Origin of the sequence: Campylobacter sp. CNRCH_2007_0968H (assembly GCF_025773245.1) — a bacterium.
GTDB lineage: Bacteria > Campylobacterota > Campylobacteria > Campylobacterales > Campylobacteraceae > Campylobacter_D > Campylobacter_D lari_D.
Genome location: NZ_JAKMTQ010000007.1, coordinates 86,675 through 107,246, shown reverse-complemented (window position 1 = coordinate 107,246; position 20,572 = coordinate 86,675). Strand labels below are relative to the sequence as shown.

Annotated in this window: 22 protein-coding genes; 17 read left to right on the top strand and 5 right to left on the bottom strand. The window is 29.0% G+C overall.

Features of this window, described 5'->3' with window-relative positions:
• The first annotated feature begins 81 nt into the window (after positions 1-81).
• The 10 genes from L8Y18_RS05525 to msrA all read left to right on the top strand — a co-directional run bounded on the left by L8Y18_RS05525 (position 82) and on the right by msrA (position 9,794).
• A complete protein-coding gene (locus L8Y18_RS05525) occupies positions 82-1,398 on the top strand; it encodes an MATE family efflux transporter (protein WP_263676417.1) in 1,317 nt (438 codons plus the stop codon).
• Positions 1,374-2,039: a M48 family metallopeptidase gene (locus tag L8Y18_RS05520; protein ID WP_263664665.1), complete on the top strand. Its 666-nt coding sequence runs from the start codon at positions 1,374-1,376 to the stop codon at positions 2,037-2,039. Before L8Y18_RS05525 ends, L8Y18_RS05520 begins: the two co-directional genes overlap by 25 nt.
• A gap of 76 nt (positions 2,040-2,115) precedes the next feature.
• On the top strand, positions 2,116-3,630 hold the full coding sequence (locus L8Y18_RS05515; protein ID WP_263664666.1) for a hypothetical protein: 1,515 nt from the start codon (positions 2,116-2,118) through the stop codon (positions 3,628-3,630).
• Positions 3,611-5,809 carry a carbamoyltransferase HypF gene (gene hypF, locus L8Y18_RS05510; RefSeq protein WP_263676416.1) on the top strand — a complete coding sequence of 733 codons (2,199 nt, stop codon included), beginning with the start codon at positions 3,611-3,613 and terminating at the stop codon, positions 5,807-5,809. Before L8Y18_RS05515 ends, hypF begins: the two co-directional genes overlap by 20 nt.
• Before the next feature lie 63 nt (positions 5,810-5,872).
• A complete protein-coding gene (hypB, locus tag L8Y18_RS05505; RefSeq protein ID WP_263676415.1) occupies positions 5,873-6,607 on the top strand; it encodes a hydrogenase nickel incorporation protein HypB in 735 nt (244 codons plus the stop codon).
• Positions 6,607-6,888 (top strand): HypC/HybG/HupF family hydrogenase formation chaperone, encoded by a 282-nt coding sequence (locus L8Y18_RS05500; protein WP_012661500.1) that lies wholly within the window; start codon positions 6,607-6,609, stop codon positions 6,886-6,888. Before hypB ends, L8Y18_RS05500 begins: the two co-directional genes overlap by 1 nt.
• A complete protein-coding gene (hypD, locus tag L8Y18_RS05495) occupies positions 6,875-7,966 on the top strand; it encodes a hydrogenase formation protein HypD (RefSeq protein WP_133318873.1) in 1,092 nt (363 codons plus the stop codon). Before L8Y18_RS05500 ends, hypD begins: the two co-directional genes overlap by 14 nt.
• Before the next feature lies 1 nt (position 7,967).
• Positions 7,968-8,939, top strand: coding sequence for a hydrogenase expression/formation protein HypE (gene hypE, locus L8Y18_RS05490; protein ID WP_263659856.1), 972 nt, complete (start codon positions 7,968-7,970; stop codon positions 8,937-8,939).
• Positions 8,939-9,304, top strand: a complete 366-nt coding sequence (locus tag L8Y18_RS05485; RefSeq protein ID WP_263676414.1) for a hydrogenase maturation nickel metallochaperone HypA — start codon at positions 8,939-8,941, stop codon at positions 9,302-9,304. The genes hypE and L8Y18_RS05485 overlap by 1 nt, the downstream gene beginning before the upstream one ends.
• Positions 9,294-9,794, top strand: a complete 501-nt coding sequence (gene msrA, locus L8Y18_RS05480) for a peptide-methionine (S)-S-oxide reductase MsrA (RefSeq protein ID WP_263676413.1) — start codon at positions 9,294-9,296, stop codon at positions 9,792-9,794. The genes L8Y18_RS05485 and msrA overlap by 11 nt, the downstream gene beginning before the upstream one ends.
• A 58-nt stretch (positions 9,795-9,852) precedes the next feature.
• Here the strand turns inward: msrA and tpx are convergent, their stop codons facing one another.
• The 5 genes from tpx to L8Y18_RS05455 are packed head-to-tail and all read right to left on the bottom strand — an operon-like array spanning position 9,853 to position 15,807.
• Positions 9,853-10,377 (bottom strand): thiol peroxidase, encoded by a 525-nt coding sequence (tpx, locus tag L8Y18_RS05475; protein WP_263664670.1) that lies wholly within the window; start codon positions 10,375-10,377, stop codon positions 9,853-9,855.
• Between the two features lie 60 nt (positions 10,378-10,437).
• Positions 10,438-12,459, bottom strand: coding sequence for an ATP-dependent helicase (locus L8Y18_RS05470; RefSeq protein ID WP_263664671.1), 2,022 nt, complete (start codon positions 12,457-12,459; stop codon positions 10,438-10,440).
• 7 nt (positions 12,460-12,466) lie between these two features.
• Positions 12,467-13,708: an ArsS family sensor histidine kinase gene (locus L8Y18_RS05465; protein ID WP_263670243.1), complete on the bottom strand. Its 1,242-nt coding sequence runs from the start codon at positions 13,706-13,708 to the stop codon at positions 12,467-12,469.
• The gene (locus tag L8Y18_RS05460; RefSeq protein WP_039626094.1) at positions 13,705-14,379 is read right to left on the bottom strand and encodes a response regulator transcription factor; all 675 of its coding nucleotides are present in this window, start codon (positions 14,377-14,379) and stop codon (positions 13,705-13,707) included. Before L8Y18_RS05460 ends, L8Y18_RS05465 begins: the two co-directional genes overlap by 4 nt.
• Positions 14,380-14,391: 12 nt before the next feature.
• A complete protein-coding gene (locus tag L8Y18_RS05455) occupies positions 14,392-15,807 on the bottom strand; it encodes a DegQ family serine endoprotease (RefSeq protein WP_133318880.1) in 1,416 nt (471 codons plus the stop codon).
• A 152-nt stretch (positions 15,808-15,959) separates the two neighbouring features.
• On the opposite strand from L8Y18_RS05455, the gene L8Y18_RS05450 reads away from it, so the two are divergent.
• From L8Y18_RS05450 to L8Y18_RS05420, 7 genes are read left to right on the top strand one after another with little or no spacing between them, the layout of a single operon-like run.
• Positions 15,960-16,832, top strand: coding sequence for a J domain-containing protein (locus tag L8Y18_RS05450; RefSeq protein ID WP_263676412.1), 873 nt, complete (start codon positions 15,960-15,962; stop codon positions 16,830-16,832).
• A gap of 12 nt (positions 16,833-16,844) precedes the next feature.
• Positions 16,845-17,219, top strand: coding sequence for a heat shock protein transcriptional repressor HspR (locus L8Y18_RS05445; protein ID WP_039668403.1), 375 nt, complete (start codon positions 16,845-16,847; stop codon positions 17,217-17,219).
• Positions 17,220-17,244: 25 nt separating this feature from the next.
• Positions 17,245-18,870 (top strand): cation:proton antiporter, encoded by a 1,626-nt coding sequence (locus L8Y18_RS05440; protein WP_133318882.1) that lies wholly within the window; start codon positions 17,245-17,247, stop codon positions 18,868-18,870.
• Positions 18,867-19,199 carry a hypothetical protein gene (locus L8Y18_RS05435; RefSeq protein WP_133318883.1) on the top strand — a complete coding sequence of 111 codons (333 nt, stop codon included), beginning with the start codon at positions 18,867-18,869 and terminating at the stop codon, positions 19,197-19,199. Before L8Y18_RS05440 ends, L8Y18_RS05435 begins: the two co-directional genes overlap by 4 nt.
• On the top strand, positions 19,196-19,822 hold the full coding sequence (locus L8Y18_RS05430; RefSeq protein WP_263662454.1) for an HAD family hydrolase: 627 nt from the start codon (positions 19,196-19,198) through the stop codon (positions 19,820-19,822). The genes L8Y18_RS05435 and L8Y18_RS05430 overlap by 4 nt, the downstream gene beginning before the upstream one ends.
• 2 nt (positions 19,823-19,824) lie before the next feature.
• Positions 19,825-20,088, top strand: coding sequence for a DUF2018 family protein (locus tag L8Y18_RS05425; protein ID WP_258107334.1), 264 nt, complete (start codon positions 19,825-19,827; stop codon positions 20,086-20,088).
• Between the two features lie 29 nt (positions 20,089-20,117).
• Positions 20,118-20,525, top strand: coding sequence for an exporting protein (locus L8Y18_RS05420; RefSeq protein WP_263676421.1), 408 nt, complete (start codon positions 20,118-20,120; stop codon positions 20,523-20,525).
• Positions 20,526-20,572: the final 47 nt, after the last annotated feature.

Below are 20,572 nucleotides of genomic sequence, written 5' to 3'. Positions count from 1 at the left end.
AATATTATAAAGCTTGTAAAAAGTAATTTTTAAGTAAAATTACTTTTTACTTTCAAAAGATTATTATCAAAAAGAGTATTTATGGCAAGCAAACAACTTTCACTTAAACATCTTAGTATGCCTATATTGCTTGAAATGTTTTTAAGATATTTTTCTTTGATTATCAACACCGTTATGGTTTCGCAATATTCTAACTTTTTGGTTGGAGCTATGGGTGCGGGTAATCAAGTAGCAGATTTATTTATCATTATTTTTAGTTTTTTAAGTGTGGGTTGTAGTGTAGTGATTGCTCAAGCTTTAGGGGCTAAAGATTACACTCTAGCAAGAAAGGCAATTCATCAAAGTTTATTTTTAAATGCTTTGCTTGGTTTTGTGTGCGGAAGTTTAATTTTATGGCATGGAGAGTTTTTACTCTATCTTTTACAAATTCCAAATGAGCTTTTAAAGAATAGTGAAATTTACTTGCACATGCTTGGAATTTGCTTGTTTTTTGACGCTATGGGTATAGTTTTGGCTGCTATTATTAGGGTGTATAATATGGCTTATTGGGTTATGTTTACTACCTTATTGATGAATGTTGTGATATTTATAGGAAATTTTTATGTATTACATTTTACCAAACTAGAGCTTTTTGGAGTAGGGCTTAGTAATATACTTGGGCGTTTGGTCGCCTTTGGTATGCTTGTAGTAATACTTAGTTTTAAACTTAAAATTCATCTTAAAATTAAAGAGATGATAAGTCTTGAAAAAGCTGTGCTTAAAAAGATTTTTAACATCGGTGGTTTTGCAGCAGGAGAGCATTTGATATGGTTTATACAATACACCATAGCTTTTGCTTTTGTAGCAAGTTTGGGTAAAGAAAATTTAAGCGTTCAAACGATTTATTTTCAAATTTCTTTGCTCATCATGCTAATAGGGCAAGCTATAAGTGTAGCAAATGAAATTATCATAGGTAAATTAGTCGGTGCAAAATACTTAAATGTGGCCTACAAACATACTTGGATAGCTTTGTATTTTAGCGTGGTTGCAAGTGCTTTTGTAGCTTTACTTAATTATGTTTTGCAAGATTTTACCATGGATGTAGTAAAGCTTGAAGAAAGTTTAAAAGAACTTATGATACCACTTTTTACTCTTTCAATATTCTTAGAAATCTCAAGAACTTTTAATATAGTCATGGTGAATTCGCTAAGAGCAAGTGGTGATGCGAGGTTTCCGTTTTTAAGTGGAGTGGTATTTATGCTTGGAGTTTCTTTACCGGTTGGCTATGTGCTTTGTTTTTATGCTGGACTTGGAATTTTAGGAGTTTGGATAGGTTTTTGTGCAGATGAGTTTTTGCGCGGTATAGTAAATTCATATAGATGGAAAAGTAAAAAATGGCAAGGCAAAGCACTAGTATAAAAGGAATTTTAGAATTTAAAGAATTTCGTTTTGTTTTTGAAAAGAAAAAACTTAAATACTTAAGACTCAAGATAGATAGGGATTTAACTTTCAAGCTTAGTATACCGCTATATTATGAGCAAAGAGATGTTTTAAGATTTTTAGAAAAAAATGAAAGTTGGATTAGAGCCAAAGAAAAAGAACTTTCTTTAAAAAGAGTAGTTTTAGCAAGTGATGAATTGTATTTTTTAGGTAAAAAATACAAGCTAGTTTTTAACGAAAATCATAAAAAAGTTCTTATAAAAAAAGATAAAATTTTTGCAAAAAATCAAAAGTCCTTAGATCTTTTCTTAAGGCGTAGTGCTAGAGTGATTTTTGAGTATTTTATAAAAAAATGGCAATTTGTCCACAAGAGAAAAGTGCAAAGAATTTGCATTAAAGAAATGATTTCAAGATGGGGTTCTTGTAATCATCAAAAAGCATACATAAACTTAAATTTAAAACTTATGCAAAAACCTATAAAAGCTATAGAATATGTGATTTTACATGAACTTACACATTTAATCTACCCACATCATCAAAAAGAATTTTATGATTTTTTATATAAATTTATGCCTGATTATAAAGCAAGAGAAGTTTTTTTAAAAAGTCTTATTTTTTAAGTATATTTTTAAGCTTTCCTTAGAATTAAAATTGTTATATTTATATTTTTAAAAATTTAATTTTAAGGTTTTAAACTTGCTTTTAGAAATTACTTTTGATTATAAATCTAAAAATGATATTTTTGAGTATTTGTTAGCTTATTATGCTAAAGATTATGTGTATGATTATGAGCAAAAAGATGAAAAAATTATCATTAAGATTAAAGGCGAAAAAGATGAAATTCAAGCCTTTTGTTCTAATTTAGAAAATATCAGCCATAGTGTTTTTTTAAACAAATTTGACTTAAAAGTTATAGAAGAAGATTTTACACCTATAAAAAAAGAAAAAGCTTTTACTCAAAGAAGTTTTTTAACAAGACTTAATGCAAATGCTTATACTAATGGCGAGCTTTTAGAAAATGAATGGGGTATTTTTGTAGAAGAAGAATTTAAAATAGAAGAAGATTTTATAAAAATCACTAAAGAAAATTTCTACGATAATTTAAAAAAAGCCTTGGAAAAATTAAAAAACAAAGAAAAAATGCATTTTAAAAGTCCAAAAGGAATATATGCTTTTGAAATTTTTAATGAAGCATTGGATGATTTTTTAATACCTTGTGACCCAAAACATATCAATGCATTTTTTTCTTGCAATAACGAGCAATTTAAAATCTTAGCAGGGGTTGAAAAGCCTCTAATGAAGCTTAAATTTAATGCTATTTTTAGACAAAATCATCAATTAAATCATGAATATTTTAAAATCAAAATATATGATAATCTTTTCTTGTTTGCTTTATGTTTTGAACTTGAAAAAGAAGGAATTAAGTTTTTAAATTTTAAAAAGCTAGAACATTTTGAAGATGATTTTGAAGTAGCTTTAATCGAAAATGAACTAGTAGTTTGTAGGGGTTATGATTATATTTTACCCGAGTTTAAAAATTTGATTTTTCAAAAAGAGGATAAAAATTTCGCAAGAATTTCTTGTATATTGTCTGATTTTAAAGACAAAAAGCCTTTGCTTTTAGAACTTAGCAAAAGAAATGATGATATTATCTTACTTGATAAAGAACTAAATCTTTTAAAACTTTGCTTACCAAAAAGCTTTGATGAGTTTTATGAAACTATAAGTCAAGATGATGTTGCTAAGAGATTATTAGCTAATTACGAAAAAGAATTTATTCTTGTGCGAAAAGAACTAAATATGGCTAATAATTTTTTTAATCTTTTTGGCATGGTAGGGATGATTTTAGAGCTTAGTGAAGACGAGAAAAAAGCAGCATTAGCACTTTTGGCCTTAGCTGATGAGAGTAAAATGGCAAAAGGTGTTAGGATAGACTTTAAGCTTAATGAGCAAAAAGAATTTGATTACACTAAGACCTTAAGAAGTGTGATGAGTTTTAAGCTTGCTGGAGTAGAAAATCAAATCATAGCCTTAGGTGTTGTTGAGAGTTTGGTGTATTTTTTAAGAGATTTATTTGATGATTTAAAGGCTAAAGAGCAAGTTGATTGTGCCGTGCTTAGTGGGAGCTTGTTTGAGCATAAAAGCCTTAGCAAAAATGTATTTAAACACATACCATTTTTTAAGTTAAGTGATGTCCCACTTTGGATATGAAATTCATATTAAAGGGCTAGTGCAAGGTGTTGGCTTTCGTCCTTTTGTTTTTAACATAGCTAAAGAGCTTAATTTAAAAGGTGAAGTTTATAATAATAGCTTAGGTGTTGTTATAATCCTTGAGTGTGGTAATGATGATTTAAAAATTTTTAAAGAAAAACTTTTTGCTAATTTACCACCTTTAGCTAGGATAGATGATTTTAGCTTTTCTTATAAAAAACTTCAAAAAACTTATAATGAATTTATCATAAGTACTTCACAAGATAGTGAAAAATTTAGCCCGATTTTAAGTGATTTTGCTCTTTGTGAGGATTGCTATAATGAATTTTACGATGAGAAAAATCCGCGATTTAAATATCCATTCATCACTTGTACAAATTGTGGACCAAGATTTTCTATTATAAAAAAACTCCCATATGATAGAGTTAATACGACTATGGATGAGTTTAAAATGTGTTCTTTTTGTCAAAGCGAGTATAAAGATCCTACTAATCGTCGTTTTCATGCCCAACCACTCTCATGCCCAAAATGTAAAATTACTATTTTTTTAAAAGATAAAAATCAAAATATTTTAGCCAAAGATGAAAAAGCTTTTATCTTGCTTGCAAAGCTTTTAGAAGAAGGCAAAATCATAGCTTTTAAAGGTATGGGTGGGTTTCATTTAATTTGTGATAGCACAAATAAAAATGCTATAAATGAACTTAGAATACGCAAAAATCGCCCTAAAAAGCCTTTTGCTATCATGGTAAAAGATCTTAAAATGGCTCAAGAATTAGCTTTTATTAATGAAGCTGAAGCAAAACTTTTAACTTCAAATTTAAAACCCATAGTTATTTTAAATAGCAAAAATATCCATAAAAGCTTAGCACCAGATACCAATAAAATAGGCATTATGTTAGCTTATATGGGAACGCATTTAATGCTTTTTGAGCATTTTAAAAAACCTATCATTGCAACAAGTGCTAATCTAAGCTCACAAAGCATTATTTATGAAGAAACAAAACTTTTAGAGCAACTTAGTGGTGTGTTTGAGTTTTATCTTGATTATGATAGAGCAATACATAATTCAAGCGATGATAGCATTGCTCAAGTTGTTGGTAAAGAAGTAATGTTTTTAAGGACTTCAAGAGGTCTTAACCCATTTTATATTAACATAGCAGATATTTTTAATGTAAAAGAAAATATTCTTGCTCTAGGAAGTGAGCTAAAAAATGAATTTGCATGTTTTTTTAAAAATCAAATTTTCATTTCTCCTTATATAGGCGATATGAAAAGTTTAGACATACAAGAGAGATTTTTTAAAATTTTAACTTTCTTTCAAAACTCTTATAAACTAAATTTTGATCATATTTTAAGCGATAAACACCCACAATTTAACTATGTAAAAGAATTTAGAGATTATAAAAATTTTCGCGTGCAACATCACTATGCACATTTGTGTGCTTGTTTATTTGAACACAAAATTTACAAAAATGATGTTTTAGCCTTTGTTTTTGATGGAACAGGTTATGGAGATGATGGAAAAATTTGGGGTGGGGAGATTTTTAGAGCGAATTTAAAAAACTATGAAAGGCTAAATCATTTTAAAAATTTCAAACTAATTAATGCAGATATTAAAAATATCGCAAATTTAGCTTTAGCTTTAATTTTTGATTTTAATTTAGAAAGCAAAGCTAGCGAGTTTTTAGCTAAATTTTCTCAAGTAAAATTAAATAATCTTAAAAAAATTCACACTCAAAGCTCTTTATATACGAGTTCTCTTGGTAGGATTATTGATGCTTTTGGCACTTTTGCTTTTAATATACAAAAGCTTGATTATGAAGCACAAATTGGGCTTTTGATGGAAAAATATTATGATAAAAATCTTGATTATAGTTACAAATTTGACATCAAAGAAAAAGAAATTTGCTTTAAAAATGCTTTTTTGCAAGCTTTAGAAGATAAAGATAAAGTTAAAATTAGCACAGGTTTGCTAAATGGCATTGCAAATTTAATTATAGAATACTCAAAAGATTTTAAAGAAGAAGTGCTTTTATGTGGTGGGGTATTTCAAAACAAAACCTTGCTTGAAATTTTAGATCGAAAAAATTTTGCTTATAAAACTTCTTTGCAATTTCCTTGCAATGATAGTTCTATCGCACTTGGGCAACTTGTGCATTATTTATCTTTAAAAACTTAATAAAACTCATATTTTTTTAATACTTTTTTATATACAATAAAATAAAAATATAAAGGAAAGATTATGTGTAAAGATTGCGGTTGTTCTATTAATGGACATGAACATCATCATGATCACCATCATGAAAATCCTGTTTTAAAAGATGAAAAAACTATTAATGTTATTAGTAAAATTTTATCAAAAAATGATCATCAAGCAGCTCATAATAGAGAGCATTTTAATGAGTATAATACTCTTTGTATTAATTTAATGAGTTCCCCAGGAAGCGGTAAAACAACGCTTTTAGAAGAAACTATAAAAACTTTAAAAGATGATTTAAAAATAGCTGTGGTTGAAGGAGATTTAGAAACTAATAATGATGCAAATCGCATTATTAAAGCAGGAGGCTTAGCTCATCAAATTACTACAGGACAAACTTGTCATTTAGATGCTTTTATGGTGCATGAAGCTTTACATCATTTTAAACTTAGTGAACTTGATATAGTATTTGTTGAAAATGTGGGAAATTTAGTATGTCCTGCAAGTTATGATTTGGGCGAGCATTTAAATGTAGTTTTACTTTCAGTAACAGAAGGTAGTGATAAGGTAGAAAAATATCCAGTGATGTTTAGAAAGGCTGATTTATTGGTCATTACTAAAGCCGATTTGGCTCAATATTTTGACTTTGATTTCAAAGCAGCTTCTATGGCAGCTAAAAGATTAAATCCTAAAATAGATATTATGATTTTAGATAGTAAAACAAAAACAGGATTTGATCTTTGGATAAATTATCTAAAAATGAAAAAGGAGCTTAACTAATGTGTCTTTCTATACCTTCTAAAATTTTAGAAATTGATGAGCTAAATTCAGCCATAGTAGAAACTTTAGGGGTTAAAAGAAGAGTAAGTTTGGATTTAATAAGCGAGCCTTTAAAAGTAGGCGATTATGTGCTTATACATGTGGGTTTTGCTATGGAGAAAATCGACACTCAAGCTGCACAAGAAAGTTTAAAAATTTATGCTGATATAGCAGAGAAAATGCAAAATGGACAAATCGATGAAAATGAAGGCGATATGGGGCTAAAAAATGGATTTAATTAATGATTTTAGAAATAAAGAAAGAATTTTAACCTTAAAAGAACTTATTGCTTCTAAAATTACTAAGCCTATTAATATCATGGAAATTTGCGGTGGACATACGCATAGTATTATGAAATTTGGTTTGCCTGATTTATTGCCAAAAGAAATTAATTTTGTTCATGGCCCAGGCTGTCCTGTGTGTGTTATGCCTAGAGAGCGTATTGATGTAGCTTTAAAGCTTGCAAGTATGCCAAATACTATCTTTTGTGTATTAGGTGACATGCTTAAAGTGCCAGGAAGTTATGAAAGCTTAATTGATCTTAGAGCTAAAGGGGCTGATATTAGAGCACTTTATACACCTTTGGATGTGATAGATATAGCTTTAAAAAACCCTGAAAAAAATATAATCTTTTTTACCATAGGTTTTGAGACAACTACACCTATGAGTGGGGTGATTATAGAAAAAGGTATAGCTTTAAATTTAAAAAATTTATTTTTTCATATTAATCATGTGTTGGTTCCACCCGCGGTAGAAGCTATCATGCAAGATGAAAATGTAAAAATTGACGCCTTTTTAGGGCCTTCCCATGTAAGCGTTATCACAGGATCAAACATTTATGAACCTATTGCTAAAAAATACAAAACTCCTATAGCAGTGAGTGGTTTTGAGCCAGTTGATATAATGCTTAGTGTGTTAAATATAGTAGAGCAAATGAATGCAAATACTTTTGAAGTTTATAATGAATATCACAGAGTAGTTAGCAAAGAAGGAAATTTAAAAGCTAAGGCTTTAGTGGAAAAATACTTTAAACCTTGTGATTTTGAATTTAGAGGTCTTGGAGTGATTGTAAATGGCGGGCTTTGTCTAAAAGATGAATTTGCACACTTAGATGCTAGCAAAGTGTTTGATTGTAAAGTACAAAGTAAAAACGAAAGCAAGGCTTGTATTTGTGGTCAAATTTTAAGAGGCTTAGCTAAGCCTTACGATTGTAAGGTGTTTGCAAAAGCTTGCACTCCAAAAAATCCCATAGGTAGCTGTATGGTTTCTAGTGAAGGAGCTTGCGCGGCTTATTATAAATACTATCAAGATAAGGCATAAAATGAAGCAAATTACTTTAGCCCATGGTGGCGGTGGCGAAGAAATGAATGCTTTGATAAGTGAAATTTTTTCTATTTTTGAAAATGATGTTTTAAAAGAAGCAAATGACGCTGCTATTTTAGATGATTTGGCTTTTAGTACTGATTCTTTTGTATTAAATCCTATCTTTTTAAAAGATATAAATATAGGAAAATTAGCAGTTTGTGGTAGCGTAAATGATGTATTAATGGTGGGAGCAAAACCACTATATTTATCATTAGCTTTAATTTTAGAAGAGGGTTTTGAGCTAGAAAAGTTAAAAATTATACTAAAATCTATAAAAGAAGAATGCGATAAAGCGGGAGTAAAGCTAGTTTGCGGGGATACTAAAGTTGTTCCTAAAAATAAAGGCGATGAAATATACATTAATACTTCATGTATAGGTAAAAATATACAAAAAATCAATACCAAAAACTTAAAAAGTGGTTGTAGTATCTTAGTTTCAAGGGATATTGGAGCTCATGGTTGTGCGGTTTTGATTGAAAGAAATAATTTAGAGGCAAATATCCAAAGTGATTGTAAAAGCTTAAAAGATGAAGTTTTAACACTTTTAAATGCAAATATTTCCATAAAAGCAATGCGTGATGCTACGCGTGGTGGGCTTAGTGCAGTTTTAAATGAATGGACTAAATTAAGTAATTTAGAGCTTTTAATATTTGAAGAAAAAATCCCAGTTTGCGATGAAGTTTTAGGGGTTTGTGAGCTTTTTGGGTATGAGCCTTATGAGCTTGCAAATGAAGGAACTTTTATTATTTGTGTAGATAAAAAAGATGAACAAAAAGCATTAGAAATTTTAAAACAATTTAATACTAATGCAGCTATTATAGGTGAAATCACAGCTAATAAAAAAGCAAGAGTGGTTTTAGAAAATGCTTATGGAGCAAAACGCATTTTAGAAGCTCCAAAAGGCGAGCTTTTACCAAGAATTTGCTAATGCATGAGTTAAGTATTACAGAATCATTACTAGAACTTTGTGAAGAATATGCTCAAGAAAAAGTTATTGAAGAAGTGCATGTTAAAATAGGGCGTTTAAGTGGGGTTGAACCTCCACTTTTGCAAAGAAGCTTTGAAACTTTTAAAGAAAATAGTCCCTTGTGTAAGAATGCTAAATTTATTATGCATATTCAAGAAGTAGTAGTTGAGTGTCAAAAGTGCCATTTTAGTGGAGTACTTGAAAATAATATCTTTTGGTGCCCAAAATGCGAAGATAAAGATTTAAAAATCATAGACGGGGAAGAGCTTTATCTTATGCAGCTTGTTTTAAAAGAAAATGAGGATTTGAAAAATAATGACAAATAAGGAAATTATCTTAGGTGCGGGTTGTTTTTGGTGTACTCAGGCTGTGTTTGATGAAATCAAAGGCGTAGTTTATACAGAAGTAGGTTATAGCGGTGGTAAGCCAAATCCAAATTATGAAAGCGTGATAAATGGTGATGGGAATATAGAAGTAGCTAAGATAATTTATGATGAAAAACAAATTTCATTAGAAAAAATCTTAGAAATTTTTCTCAAAATGCACGATCCAACAAGCTTAGATAAACAAGGAGCTGATGAAGGAACGCAGTATAGATCAGTTATTTTTTATCAAACTAATGAGGAGTTAAAAATTATTAGCAATTTTTTACAAAAAGCACAAAAATATTACACTAAAGACATAGTTACACAAGTTTTAAAACTAGAAAAATTTTATAAGGCTGAAAACTATCATCAAAAATATTTTAAAAATAATCCTAGCCAAGCTTATTGTAGATTTGTTATTGCTCCAAAATTAGAAAAGGTTAATTGCTAATATTGTTTTTAAGTATTTTTGCAATTAGATTTAAAAGCCTTTTGCAGGCTTTTAAAATTTAGTGGCAACCACAACCACCACATCCACAACTTTGACTAAAGAAATTTTCTAAAGCTTGCATATTAGGAAGTTCTGTTACTTCATTTACTAATTCTTTATAAGCAACTACGCCATCTTTAATTACAAACACTGCTCTAGCTAAAATTCCCTCAAGCGGACCATCAGCCATTAAAACACCATATTTTTCACCAAATTCTTTAGAAACAAAATCACTCGCAACAGTTAAATTATTTATACCTTCAGTTGAGCAAAAACGACCCATAGCAAATGGTAAGTCCATGCTAACTACGATTACTTCTACACCGCTTGCTGCTGCTTTTTTATTAAATTCTCTAGCTTCGGTTGCACATACTGGGGTATCAAGGCTTGGAACGCTGATAATAATTTGAGTTTTACCTTTTGGAGCAATTTCAACACCTGAAAGATCTTTGGCTTTTAAAGTGATATTTGGAGCCATGTCACCAACTTGGATGTTGTTTCCTTTTAAATTTACTTTATTTCCTTTGAATAATACACTATTCATTTTTTCTCCTTGAATGATTTTTATTAATCATAATATAAAAAGATTAATAAAGTCTTATTTTTATTCTTCTTTGCACATACCTGCTTCGATTAGAAAACACGAGGGTTGATAATTGCTTTTTTTAATCTTATCATATTTTGCATAGCTTAAGTATAAAGTATCTTTGGCTCTAGTTACAGCTACATAAAAAAGCCTTCTTTCTTCTTCCAAACTTCCACCCATGCTCATGAGTTTTTGGTTAGGAAATCTTCCTTGTGCAAGATCAATTACAAATACAAGTTCAAACTCAAGCCCCTTACTAGCATGTATGCTTAAAAGATTAACCCCACTACCACTACTCATTTCACTAGCACCAAGAGTAAGAAAGTTATAGTATTTATAATTATCGCTATAATTTTTAGCAAGTTCTTTTAATACAAACATTTTCGCGTTGATTTTTTCTAAAATTTCATTTTTTTTATTTAAATCAACATTGGAATTTTTATTAGTCGCTCTTTTAGTTGCCAAAATATCACAAATTTCTTTAAAATAATCATTTTCTAAAATCAAATCTACAAGTTGGGTCGAGATTTTACACTCACTTGCTTTTTTAATAAAAAGATAAATTTTTTCAAGATTTTTTGCACAAAACTCGTTGATTTTGGGTAAGCTTAAAATAGGGTGGGTGTTAAATTCACTTTCTAAGTTAAATCTTGAAGGCGAGGCTAGCTCCTCAATATCATCAAAAAGTCCTAGTTGGTAACTTTGTTTTTTGTATTTTTTTAAATTCACACTACTATCAGGATTTAAAAAGCCTTTAATTAAACTAGAATTTCCTAATTTTAATAAAGCATCAAAAATATCTTTTGCCAAAACCCCACCAACTCCTTTGGTGTATTCAAGTAAATGTATAAAAGCCATGATATCTTTTGGATTAAGCACGATTGCAAGCATAGAGCAAAAGTTTTTAACTTCCAAGCTTTCAAAAAAACTTCCTCCACCTTTTCTTTTGCTTGCTATGCCAAGTTCTCTTAAGGCTACTTCTACTCCATCTGCACTAGAATTGTTTCTAAAAATCACAGCAATTTCATCAAGATTAACCCCGCTTTGTAAGATTATTTTTGCTATGGTAGAGTATTGATCAAATAATTCATTAAAAGTTAGCAAACTTGGCGCTTTAAAATCTCCTTCTCTAGTTACAATTAATTCTTTAGGATATAATCTTTCATTGTTTAAAATAACCTTATTAGCTAACGCAAGTATATTTTTACTAGAACGATAGTTTTTATTTAAAGTAAAAATATTTGCATCGACAAATCTATCTTTAAAACTTCCTATAATAGAAATATCAGCCCCATTAAAAGCATAAATACTTTGATCATAATCACCCACACAAAACAAACTTTTACTTTTAAAAGCATCAATTAACGAGCCTTGCAAGGTGTTAGTATCTTGATATTCATCTACTAAAATCTCATCAAATTCAAAATGATGTGAAGCTAAAATATGTTTTAATTTGATCAATAAATCATTAAAATCCACATAGTTAAAACGCATTTTTTCTTCTTCGTATTCTTTTAAAATATCTTCATAAATTTCAGCATAAACAGCTTGTTCATCATAATTTTGACAAAACCAATTATAAAATTCATCTAAGTTTGCATTAGTATTTTGAAATAAAGAATACACATCATACAAATAGCTTGGCATATAAGGTTTAGTATCGCTTAAATGATGAAAAGTGCGTTTTTCAAAAATAGAACGCAAAAGAATTTTAAGCTCACTCGCAGGTTTTAAAATAATATCGTGATTTAACTCTTTAAGTAGAGAATAAGCAGTACTATGAAAGGTTCCTGCTGTGATTTTTGAAGTAATGCTTTTATCAAAATACCTACCAAGTCTTTCAATCATCTCTTTACTAGCTTTGTTTGTAAAGGTTAGAAGCATAATTTTTTCAGGCTTTATACCATTTTGAAGTAAAAAAGCTATTCTTGCAACTATAGTTGAAGTTTTACCCGTGCCTGCACTTGCTATAATTAGATTATGTCCAAAAGGAGCACTAGCGGCTTTATATTGTTCTTCATTTAAACGCGATAAGGGCATGAATTTCCTAGTTTAAAATTATATTTTGTATATCATTAAAATAAAAATGATTAATACCATCTTTATATTCATAATAAAGCGTGAGTTTATGAGAATCTAAAATAGTCTTAACAATGTATAATCCAAGTCCAAAACTATCTTTATTTTTCTTGCCTTGCGTAAAGGCTTGAGTATAGTATTTCAAGTCTTTATCTAAGGCTTTTCCTTTGTTTTTAAAGCAAAGATAATCTTTAGTTATTTCTATAGTAACGCAATTTTCATCAGAGTATTTTGTCGCATTATCTATCATATTTTTCATTGCAGTGGTAAAAAGTTTAAAATCTACATTGACACTAAAACTTTCTTTTATACTAATTTTTACCTTTTCATCATCACTCATAGCTATATCTTTAGCTTCATCTAAAAGATCTAAGATATTGTATTTTTTTAAATTAATCAAACCAGCACCCGAAGTAATTTGCTCAATGGCTGCAAATTCATTAATCAAAATCTCTAAACGATTAAAAGCACCCACTAATCTTTCTTTATATTTGCTATCTTCAAGCATTTCTAAAGTAATTAAACCTTTAGTAATGGGGGTTTTTAGCTCATGCATAATATTTCTTAAGAAAAACTGCCTTGAAGTGTTTAGTTTTTGAATTCTTAAAATAGACTCATAAAAGGCTGTTGCTACTTGAGAAATTTCATCATTTCCCTTGCTAACATTTTGAATTTCATTGAGTTTATTTTCGCCAAATTTATCAATTTGTCTTTTTAAAGCTCTAAGTGGTTTTAATTTTTTAATGATAAAAATATATAAAATCAATAAAACCATTACTACTATACTAGCAATAAGCTTGATCACAAAATAACGATAACCTTGATATTCTAAATCTTTATATAAATAAAGCTTACCATCAAAGATGATTTTTAAATACACATTATCTTCTAAAGTAATGATTTCAACTACACCTGTGCTAGTTTGAGCCCGTGCTATAGTTTCAGCTTTATAGATGATTTGTCTTATGGCTGATGGAGTTGTTAATTCTATCATTTTGTAATTTTTTGTTTGCTCATAAAATTCTCTTTCACTAATCACATGATTAAAATATAATAATCTTGCATTAGCTATAAAAGAATATTTTGCATTAAGCTCATTAGTGTAATTTTGTTGATCATATTTTATAAGCCATAAAAAAGCTAAAATTACACTAACGCTTGCAAGCAAAAAAACAAAGGTTATAGTATAAAAAATTGATGATTTATTCATTGAGTTAATTTATATCCTATACCTCTGATTGAATGAATGTATTTTGGAGTTTTAGGATCATCTCCGATTTTTTGTCTGATTCTACTAATGATTACATCTATACTTTTATTACTAGAATCTTCACTAATAGAGCTACAATTATACACAAGCTCTTCGCGGCTTACCACTCCACCTTCTTTTTTAATTAAATAACTCAAAATATCAAATTCAGCATTAGTAAAGCTAATTTCTTGATCTTTCATAGTGATAGTATGTTTATATTTATCATATACAAGATCTTTTTTAACTTGAGCTTGAGCAGTTTTTGTGTTTGAAATTCTTCTTAAATGACTTTTAATTCTTGCTTGAAGTTCTTGAGGATTATATGGTTTTGGTAAATAATCATCTGCACCCAAATCAAGTGCTGCAACCTTATCGCTAATATCATGCCTTGCACTTGAAATGATAATAGGTGTATCATATTTTTTACGAATTTCCTCGCATACTTCAAGTCCATCAAGTCCAGGTAAGCTTAAATCCAAAATGATTAAATCATAAGGATTTAAAGCAAGTCTTGAAAGACCTATATAAGGTTCATGAGCAATATCTACTTTCATATCAAATTGCTCTAAATATTCAGCTATAATCTCTGCTAATTCTAAATCATCTTCTATCATTAAAATATTTGTCATTTTTTTCCTTTCTTAAAAAAGTAAAGCTCTTACAAATCCGCCTCTATTAATCCAAATTTTAACATACTCTTTACCTTTATTTAATTCTAAAGCCTTAGATAATTCTTTAAAATTTGAAATTTCATACTGATCAACACCTATAATAATATCACCTTGCTCAAAACCTATTTTTTCAGCTTTTGATTTTGGAGTAACTTCGGTAATTAAAATACCACTAATACTTTCAGGTATGCGGTATTGCTGTCTATTCTTAGAGTCAAGTTCCACTAATTTTAGACCATCAATATAACCTTTTTCATATTGTAGCGACTTTTCATCTGTTTTTAACATAAATTTAGCTGTTTTGACTTTATTATCTCTTTCATAAGTTACTTCTACTGCTTGTTTTGGATCAATACTTCCTATGTAGTTTTTTAAATCCATAGGGCTTTTAATCACAGTTTTATCTACTTTTATAATCAAATCTCCTCTTTTTAACCCTGCATTATAAGCTGCTGAATCTTTTTGTACTTCAGTGATTAAAGCACCTTCTTGATTAGTATAGGCTTTTTTAATATCTTGAGTTAAAGCTCCTATGACTACGCCTAAATATCCTCTTTCAATTTTTCCATGCTCAATAAGTTTTTGTGCAATAGATTTTGCCATATTAGAAGGGATTGCAAAACCTATGCCATTATTTCCACCACTTCTTGAAAGTATGGCTGAATTTATCCCAACTAAAGCTCCTCTACTATCTACCAAAGCTCCGCCTGAATTTCCAGGATTAATAGAAGCATCAGTTTGGATGAAATTTTCATATTGATTTAGACCTATATTGTTTTTATTTAAGGCCGAAATAATCCCACTTGTAACACTACTTCCAACACCAAAAGGATTACCCAAAGCAAACACTACATCACCTTCTAGTAATTTATCTGAATCAGCAAAAACTACTGCGGGTAAGTTTTTTGCTTCTATTTTTATCACTGCTAAATCTGTTTTAGGATCAGCTCCGATTAATTTAGCTTTATATTCAGTGCTAGAATCAGGTAAATTTACAGTGATTTTTTCAGCATCTTCTATAACATGATTATTTGTTATAATATAACCATCGCTTGAAATAATTACACCAGAACCCAATGAACTTACAACTTCTTTATTTTTTTTATTTTTTGGAGCTTGTGGGAAATCAAAACCAAAAAATTGTCTAAAATAAGGGTCATTGAAAAAATCATCAATTCCAAATGAACTACTTTGAACAGTTTTAGAAGTTGAGATATTTACAACTGAATTTTTAACTTTTTGTATGGAATCATGATAAGAAAGTATAGTATTTTGATTATCAGTTGGTAAAGTTCTTTTTACATTATCATCTGCTTGTTTAAAATCAATACTAGCACTAAAAAGACTAGTTGCCAATGCCAAAGAAAGAATCATAGTTTTTTTCATGTTTTATCCTTTGTAAAATCATTTAATGCAAGTATAAAATTTTATTTTTACACAATTGTAAATAAAACCTTTAGTTTTAAAACTTATAAAAGTTGATTGACTAAGACTAAAGTTTTTGATATAATCTTATAAAAAATTAAGGAATAATAAAAATGAGTAATAGTTTATATGAAACACTAGGAGTTTCGCAAAACGCTAGTGCAGATGAGATAAAAAAAGCTTATAGAAAATTAGCAAGACAATATCATCCTGATATTAACAAAGAAAATGGTGCTGAGGAAAAATTCAAAGAAATTAACGCCGCTTATGAAATTTTAAGTGATGAGAAAAAAAGAGCTCAGTATGATAGATATGGCGATTCTATGTTTGGTGGGCAAAGTTTTCATGATTTTTCAAGAAATGCAGGTGGAGCTGACATCAATGATATTTTAAAAAATATTTTTGGCGGAGGCTTTGGAGGATTTAGTGGCGGTTTTAGTTCTAGTAATAATTTTAGAAGTGGCTTTGGAGGATTTGGAGGATTTGAAGAAGATTTAGACTTGCAAGCAAGTGTTACAATTCCTTTTGAAAAAGGAATTTTAGGTGGTGAGCATTTGGTAAATATAAATAACGAGCAAGTTAAAATCAAAATTCCACATGGCATAAAAGATGGCGAAAAGCTACGCATACGAGGTAAAGGAAAAAGCTTTCAAGGGCAAAGAGGGGATTTGATTTTAAAAGTTGAACTTGAAAAAAGCGATGAATATGAAAGAGAAGATGATGATTTGTACAAAAAGGTTGAAATTAGCTTAAAAACAGCGCTTTTTGGAGATAAAATCAGTGTGCATACCCCAAGAAAAGAAGTTAAAATTACCATACCACCAAATTCTAAAAACAATCAAAAAATTAGACTTAAAGGCTATGGAGTGCAAAATAGAAAAACAGATCTTTATGGGGATATGTATTTAATTTTAAATGTAAAAATACCTGATATTAATAGCCTTGATCCTGAATTTGTAAAAATTTTAGAAGAAAAATTACCTTGAAAGGAGTAAGTAATGGAGCATAGTTATGATGAACCGGTGTATCTTATAAGTGTTGTTGCAAAAGTTTTAAGTATACATCCACAAACTCTAAGACAATACGAAAAAGAAGGTTTAGTTGAGCCAAGTAGAACCGATGGTAAAATGAGACTTTATTCTCAAAAAGATATAGATAGAATCAAAATGATTTTACGCTTAACAAGAGATCTTGGGGTTAATTTAGCTGGTGTTGATGTGATTTTAAAACTAAAAACAAAAATTGATGAGTTTGAAAACACTATTGAAGAGTTAAGATTAGAACTTGATAGAAGAGATAATCCTTCAAAATCAAGAGCAGTAGTTAAACATAGAAGTAATTTTGATTTAATTTTTTTAGAAAAAATAAAATAATAAAAACATTACAAAAGGTTGGTGAGTGGATGCTTTTATAACTTTATTTTTAACTGCAGTAGCAGTTGCTGTCATACTTAATGTTATACTTAAAAAATTTGGTATTCCAACTATTATAGGTTATATAGCTACAGGTTTATTTGTGCGTGAATTTTATGGTTTTAGCACTAATGAATTTGTTATACATGTAGCTGAATTTGGCATAGTTTTTTTAATGTTTACCATAGGGCTTGAATTTTCATTTAAACATCTTTTGGCAATGAAAAAAGAAGTATTTTTAAATGGAAGTTTGCAAATGCTAACTTGTGGTTTGGTTTGTACTTTACTTGTAACTTATATTTTAGGTATAGCAAGCCATATCGCAATGATAGCAGGTTTTGCTCTAGCCTTATCTTCCACTGCTATAGTTTTAAAAATACTTAATGATAATGGCGATATCAACGAAGAATACGGCAGAAAAGCTTTAGGAATTTTACTTTTTCAAGATATTGCTGTGATACCACTGCTATTAATGATTGATATATTTAGTTCTCAAAATGCTGATATTTCAAAACTTTTACTTACAACTTTAGTCAGTGCTGTGATTTTACTTGTTTTGCTTTATTTTATAGGCAAATACCTTTTTACTTATGTTTTAAAATTCATCATTAAAACTAACGCAAATGAAATTTTCATCGCTACCATACTTTTTACTGTAATAGGAGCAAGTTTTTTGGCTCATTCTTTTGGCTTTTCATACTCACTTGGAGCATTCATAGCTGGAGCTTTGATAGCTGAAACTAAATATAAACATAAAATAGAAGCAGATTTGGTTCCTTTTAGAGATTTGCTTTTAGGATTTTTCTTTATCAGTGTTGGTTTGCAAATTGATTTTCATATAGTTTTTGAAAATTGGTTTTTGATTTTTGTTTTTGTAAGCTTGGTTTTATTGATAAAATTTGTAGTAATCTATGGTCTTTTAATCCTTTATACAAGAAAAAGAGTAGCGTTAAAAACTGCTTTGAGTATTTCTCAAATTGGAGAATTTGCGCTAGCAGTATTTTCGCTAATGCAAGTAAATTCACTTATAGATGAAAAAACAGCACAAATTTTTATTATAGTTTCTATCGTCACTATGGTTGCAACGCCTTTTATTTTAAATAATCTTAGAAAAATAGCCAACGCAGCTGAAGGTGAGCAAAATGATATGGCTAAATTTTATTTATGTGATCAAAAAATGAAAGATCATTTTATCATTTTTGGTTATACAAGATTAGGTCAAGAAGTGGTACAAAAGATCAAAAAAACAGGTATTCCATATTTGGTTTTAGAAAGTGATTTAAATTTAGTTGAACTTGGCCGCAGTAGAAATGAAAATATCTTTTTTGCAAATGTAGCCCAAGTAGAAACATTAAAAGTAGCAAATATAGAAGAATGCTCAGTTGCTATTATAACTATAAGTAATGAAGCTAAGCTTGATATGCTCTATCAAGTGCTTTCTAGCTTTAACAAACCCATACAAACGGTTTTAAAAACAAGTGGTACAGGTGCTAAGATCATTTTCCCACATACTGATAAACATTTACACATTGTAGATGCTGAAGCTTCAATAGCAAGAAATTTAGTACAAGAAGCATTACAATGTAGAATCAATACAAGTGCAGCAGAATGAAAAATGATGAAAAAGCTTTAAGGGTAAAATATGTAAGAGCTTTAGAAAAATTTACTAATTCTGCTGTGAGTGCTTTAAAAAGAGAAGATTTTGATTTAACTCTTTTTAGGGAAAGAATGCAAAAAAATGCTAAAATCTTTGAGAAAATTCAAGCGGTGTTTTTAGATTCTACTTATACTAAGGCTTTGGAGATTTTTGTAAATGAGTGTTTAGATGAAAGTTTAGACCAAAAAACCTTAGCTTCAAAAGCCAATGCCTTATATAAGCTAAAAAATAATCAAAGTTATAAAAAAGACAAATATAAAATTAAATTTAAGGATGAATATTGATAAATGTAATTTTTGATATGGATGGCACGCTTATAGATAGTGCTAATGCTATAATATGTGCGGTAAATGAAATAAGAGCGGATTTAAATTTAGAACCTTTAAAAAGAGAGTTTATTTTAGATACTATCAATACTCCTGGACAAAATTATGCTAAGATTTTTTACGGGGTTGATACTTACTCACATACTAGCTTTAAAGAAGGTTATGAGAAGTATTTTATTAAGCATTATGATCAAAGCGTGGTGCTTTTTGATGGTGTGCTTGAGGTTTTGGAATTTTGTAAAAAAAATGATTGCTATTTAGCTATAGCCACAAATGCACCTCAAGAAAGCTTGGTACCTATTTTAAAAAAACAAAACATTCTTTCATATTTTGATAAAATACTAGGTGTTAGTTATGGTATAGAAGCTAAGCCTGATCCTATGATGCTAAGATTAATCGCAGATGAAGCAAAATATGAAAAAAGTATTTTCATAGGCGATAGCTTAAAAGACAGACTTTGTGCTAAAAATGCTAAGATGGATTATATACATATTTCTTGGCAAAAAGAAATTAAAGACTTAGATGAAGCTAACGATAAAACTACTTTAATAGAAAAAATTCAAACTTACATAAAAGGTTAAAAATGGATATTTTTGATGAAATGTTTGCAAAAAGCCCTAAAGAAAAATTTATCGAAACAATAAAATATGCAAATTTAGGTGCATTAGAAAATGTTTTAGAAAAATTATTAGCCGATCATATCGCTATGATAGAGCTTTTAGAAAAAAATAATTTAAATGAAAATGATGTAGCACAATTTCAAATGGAAAATTCACTCTTAATAGATGAGAGAAAAAATGATTTTTATATAGGCTTAAGTGCTGAAATTTTAGGGCATGAGGGTTGATTTTGCGTTTATTTTTATCTTTATTTTTGATGTTTAATTTTTTAAAAGCTGAAGTATTTTTTGATTATACTTACAAATTTACCTTAAGTAAAGATGAAAAAGCAAGTGTAAAAATAAAAGAAATTGATTATCCTGATGAGATTTATTATTTTGACTTTTCATGGACTTTATTTGATCAAACTAATATCATCGTTCATTCAAGGTATAAAAAATACCCTAGGCAATTTGTGATGTCTTTAAGAAGAAATTTAAATTGGGTAGATCAAACTTTAGTGCCTGATTATAAAAATCCACACATAGATAGAGCAAGATTAATACTTGAATTTAATGATTTTAAAAAAGGTGAGGCTATTTTCACTATCTACATAGAAGATAGAGATAAAAGATTAGAAGTGGAATTTTTAGATCCTAGAAAAGTCACTCTTAATCAAAACTAAAGTAAAATTTAATAAAATATAATTATAAGAAAATTAAGGAAAGCATG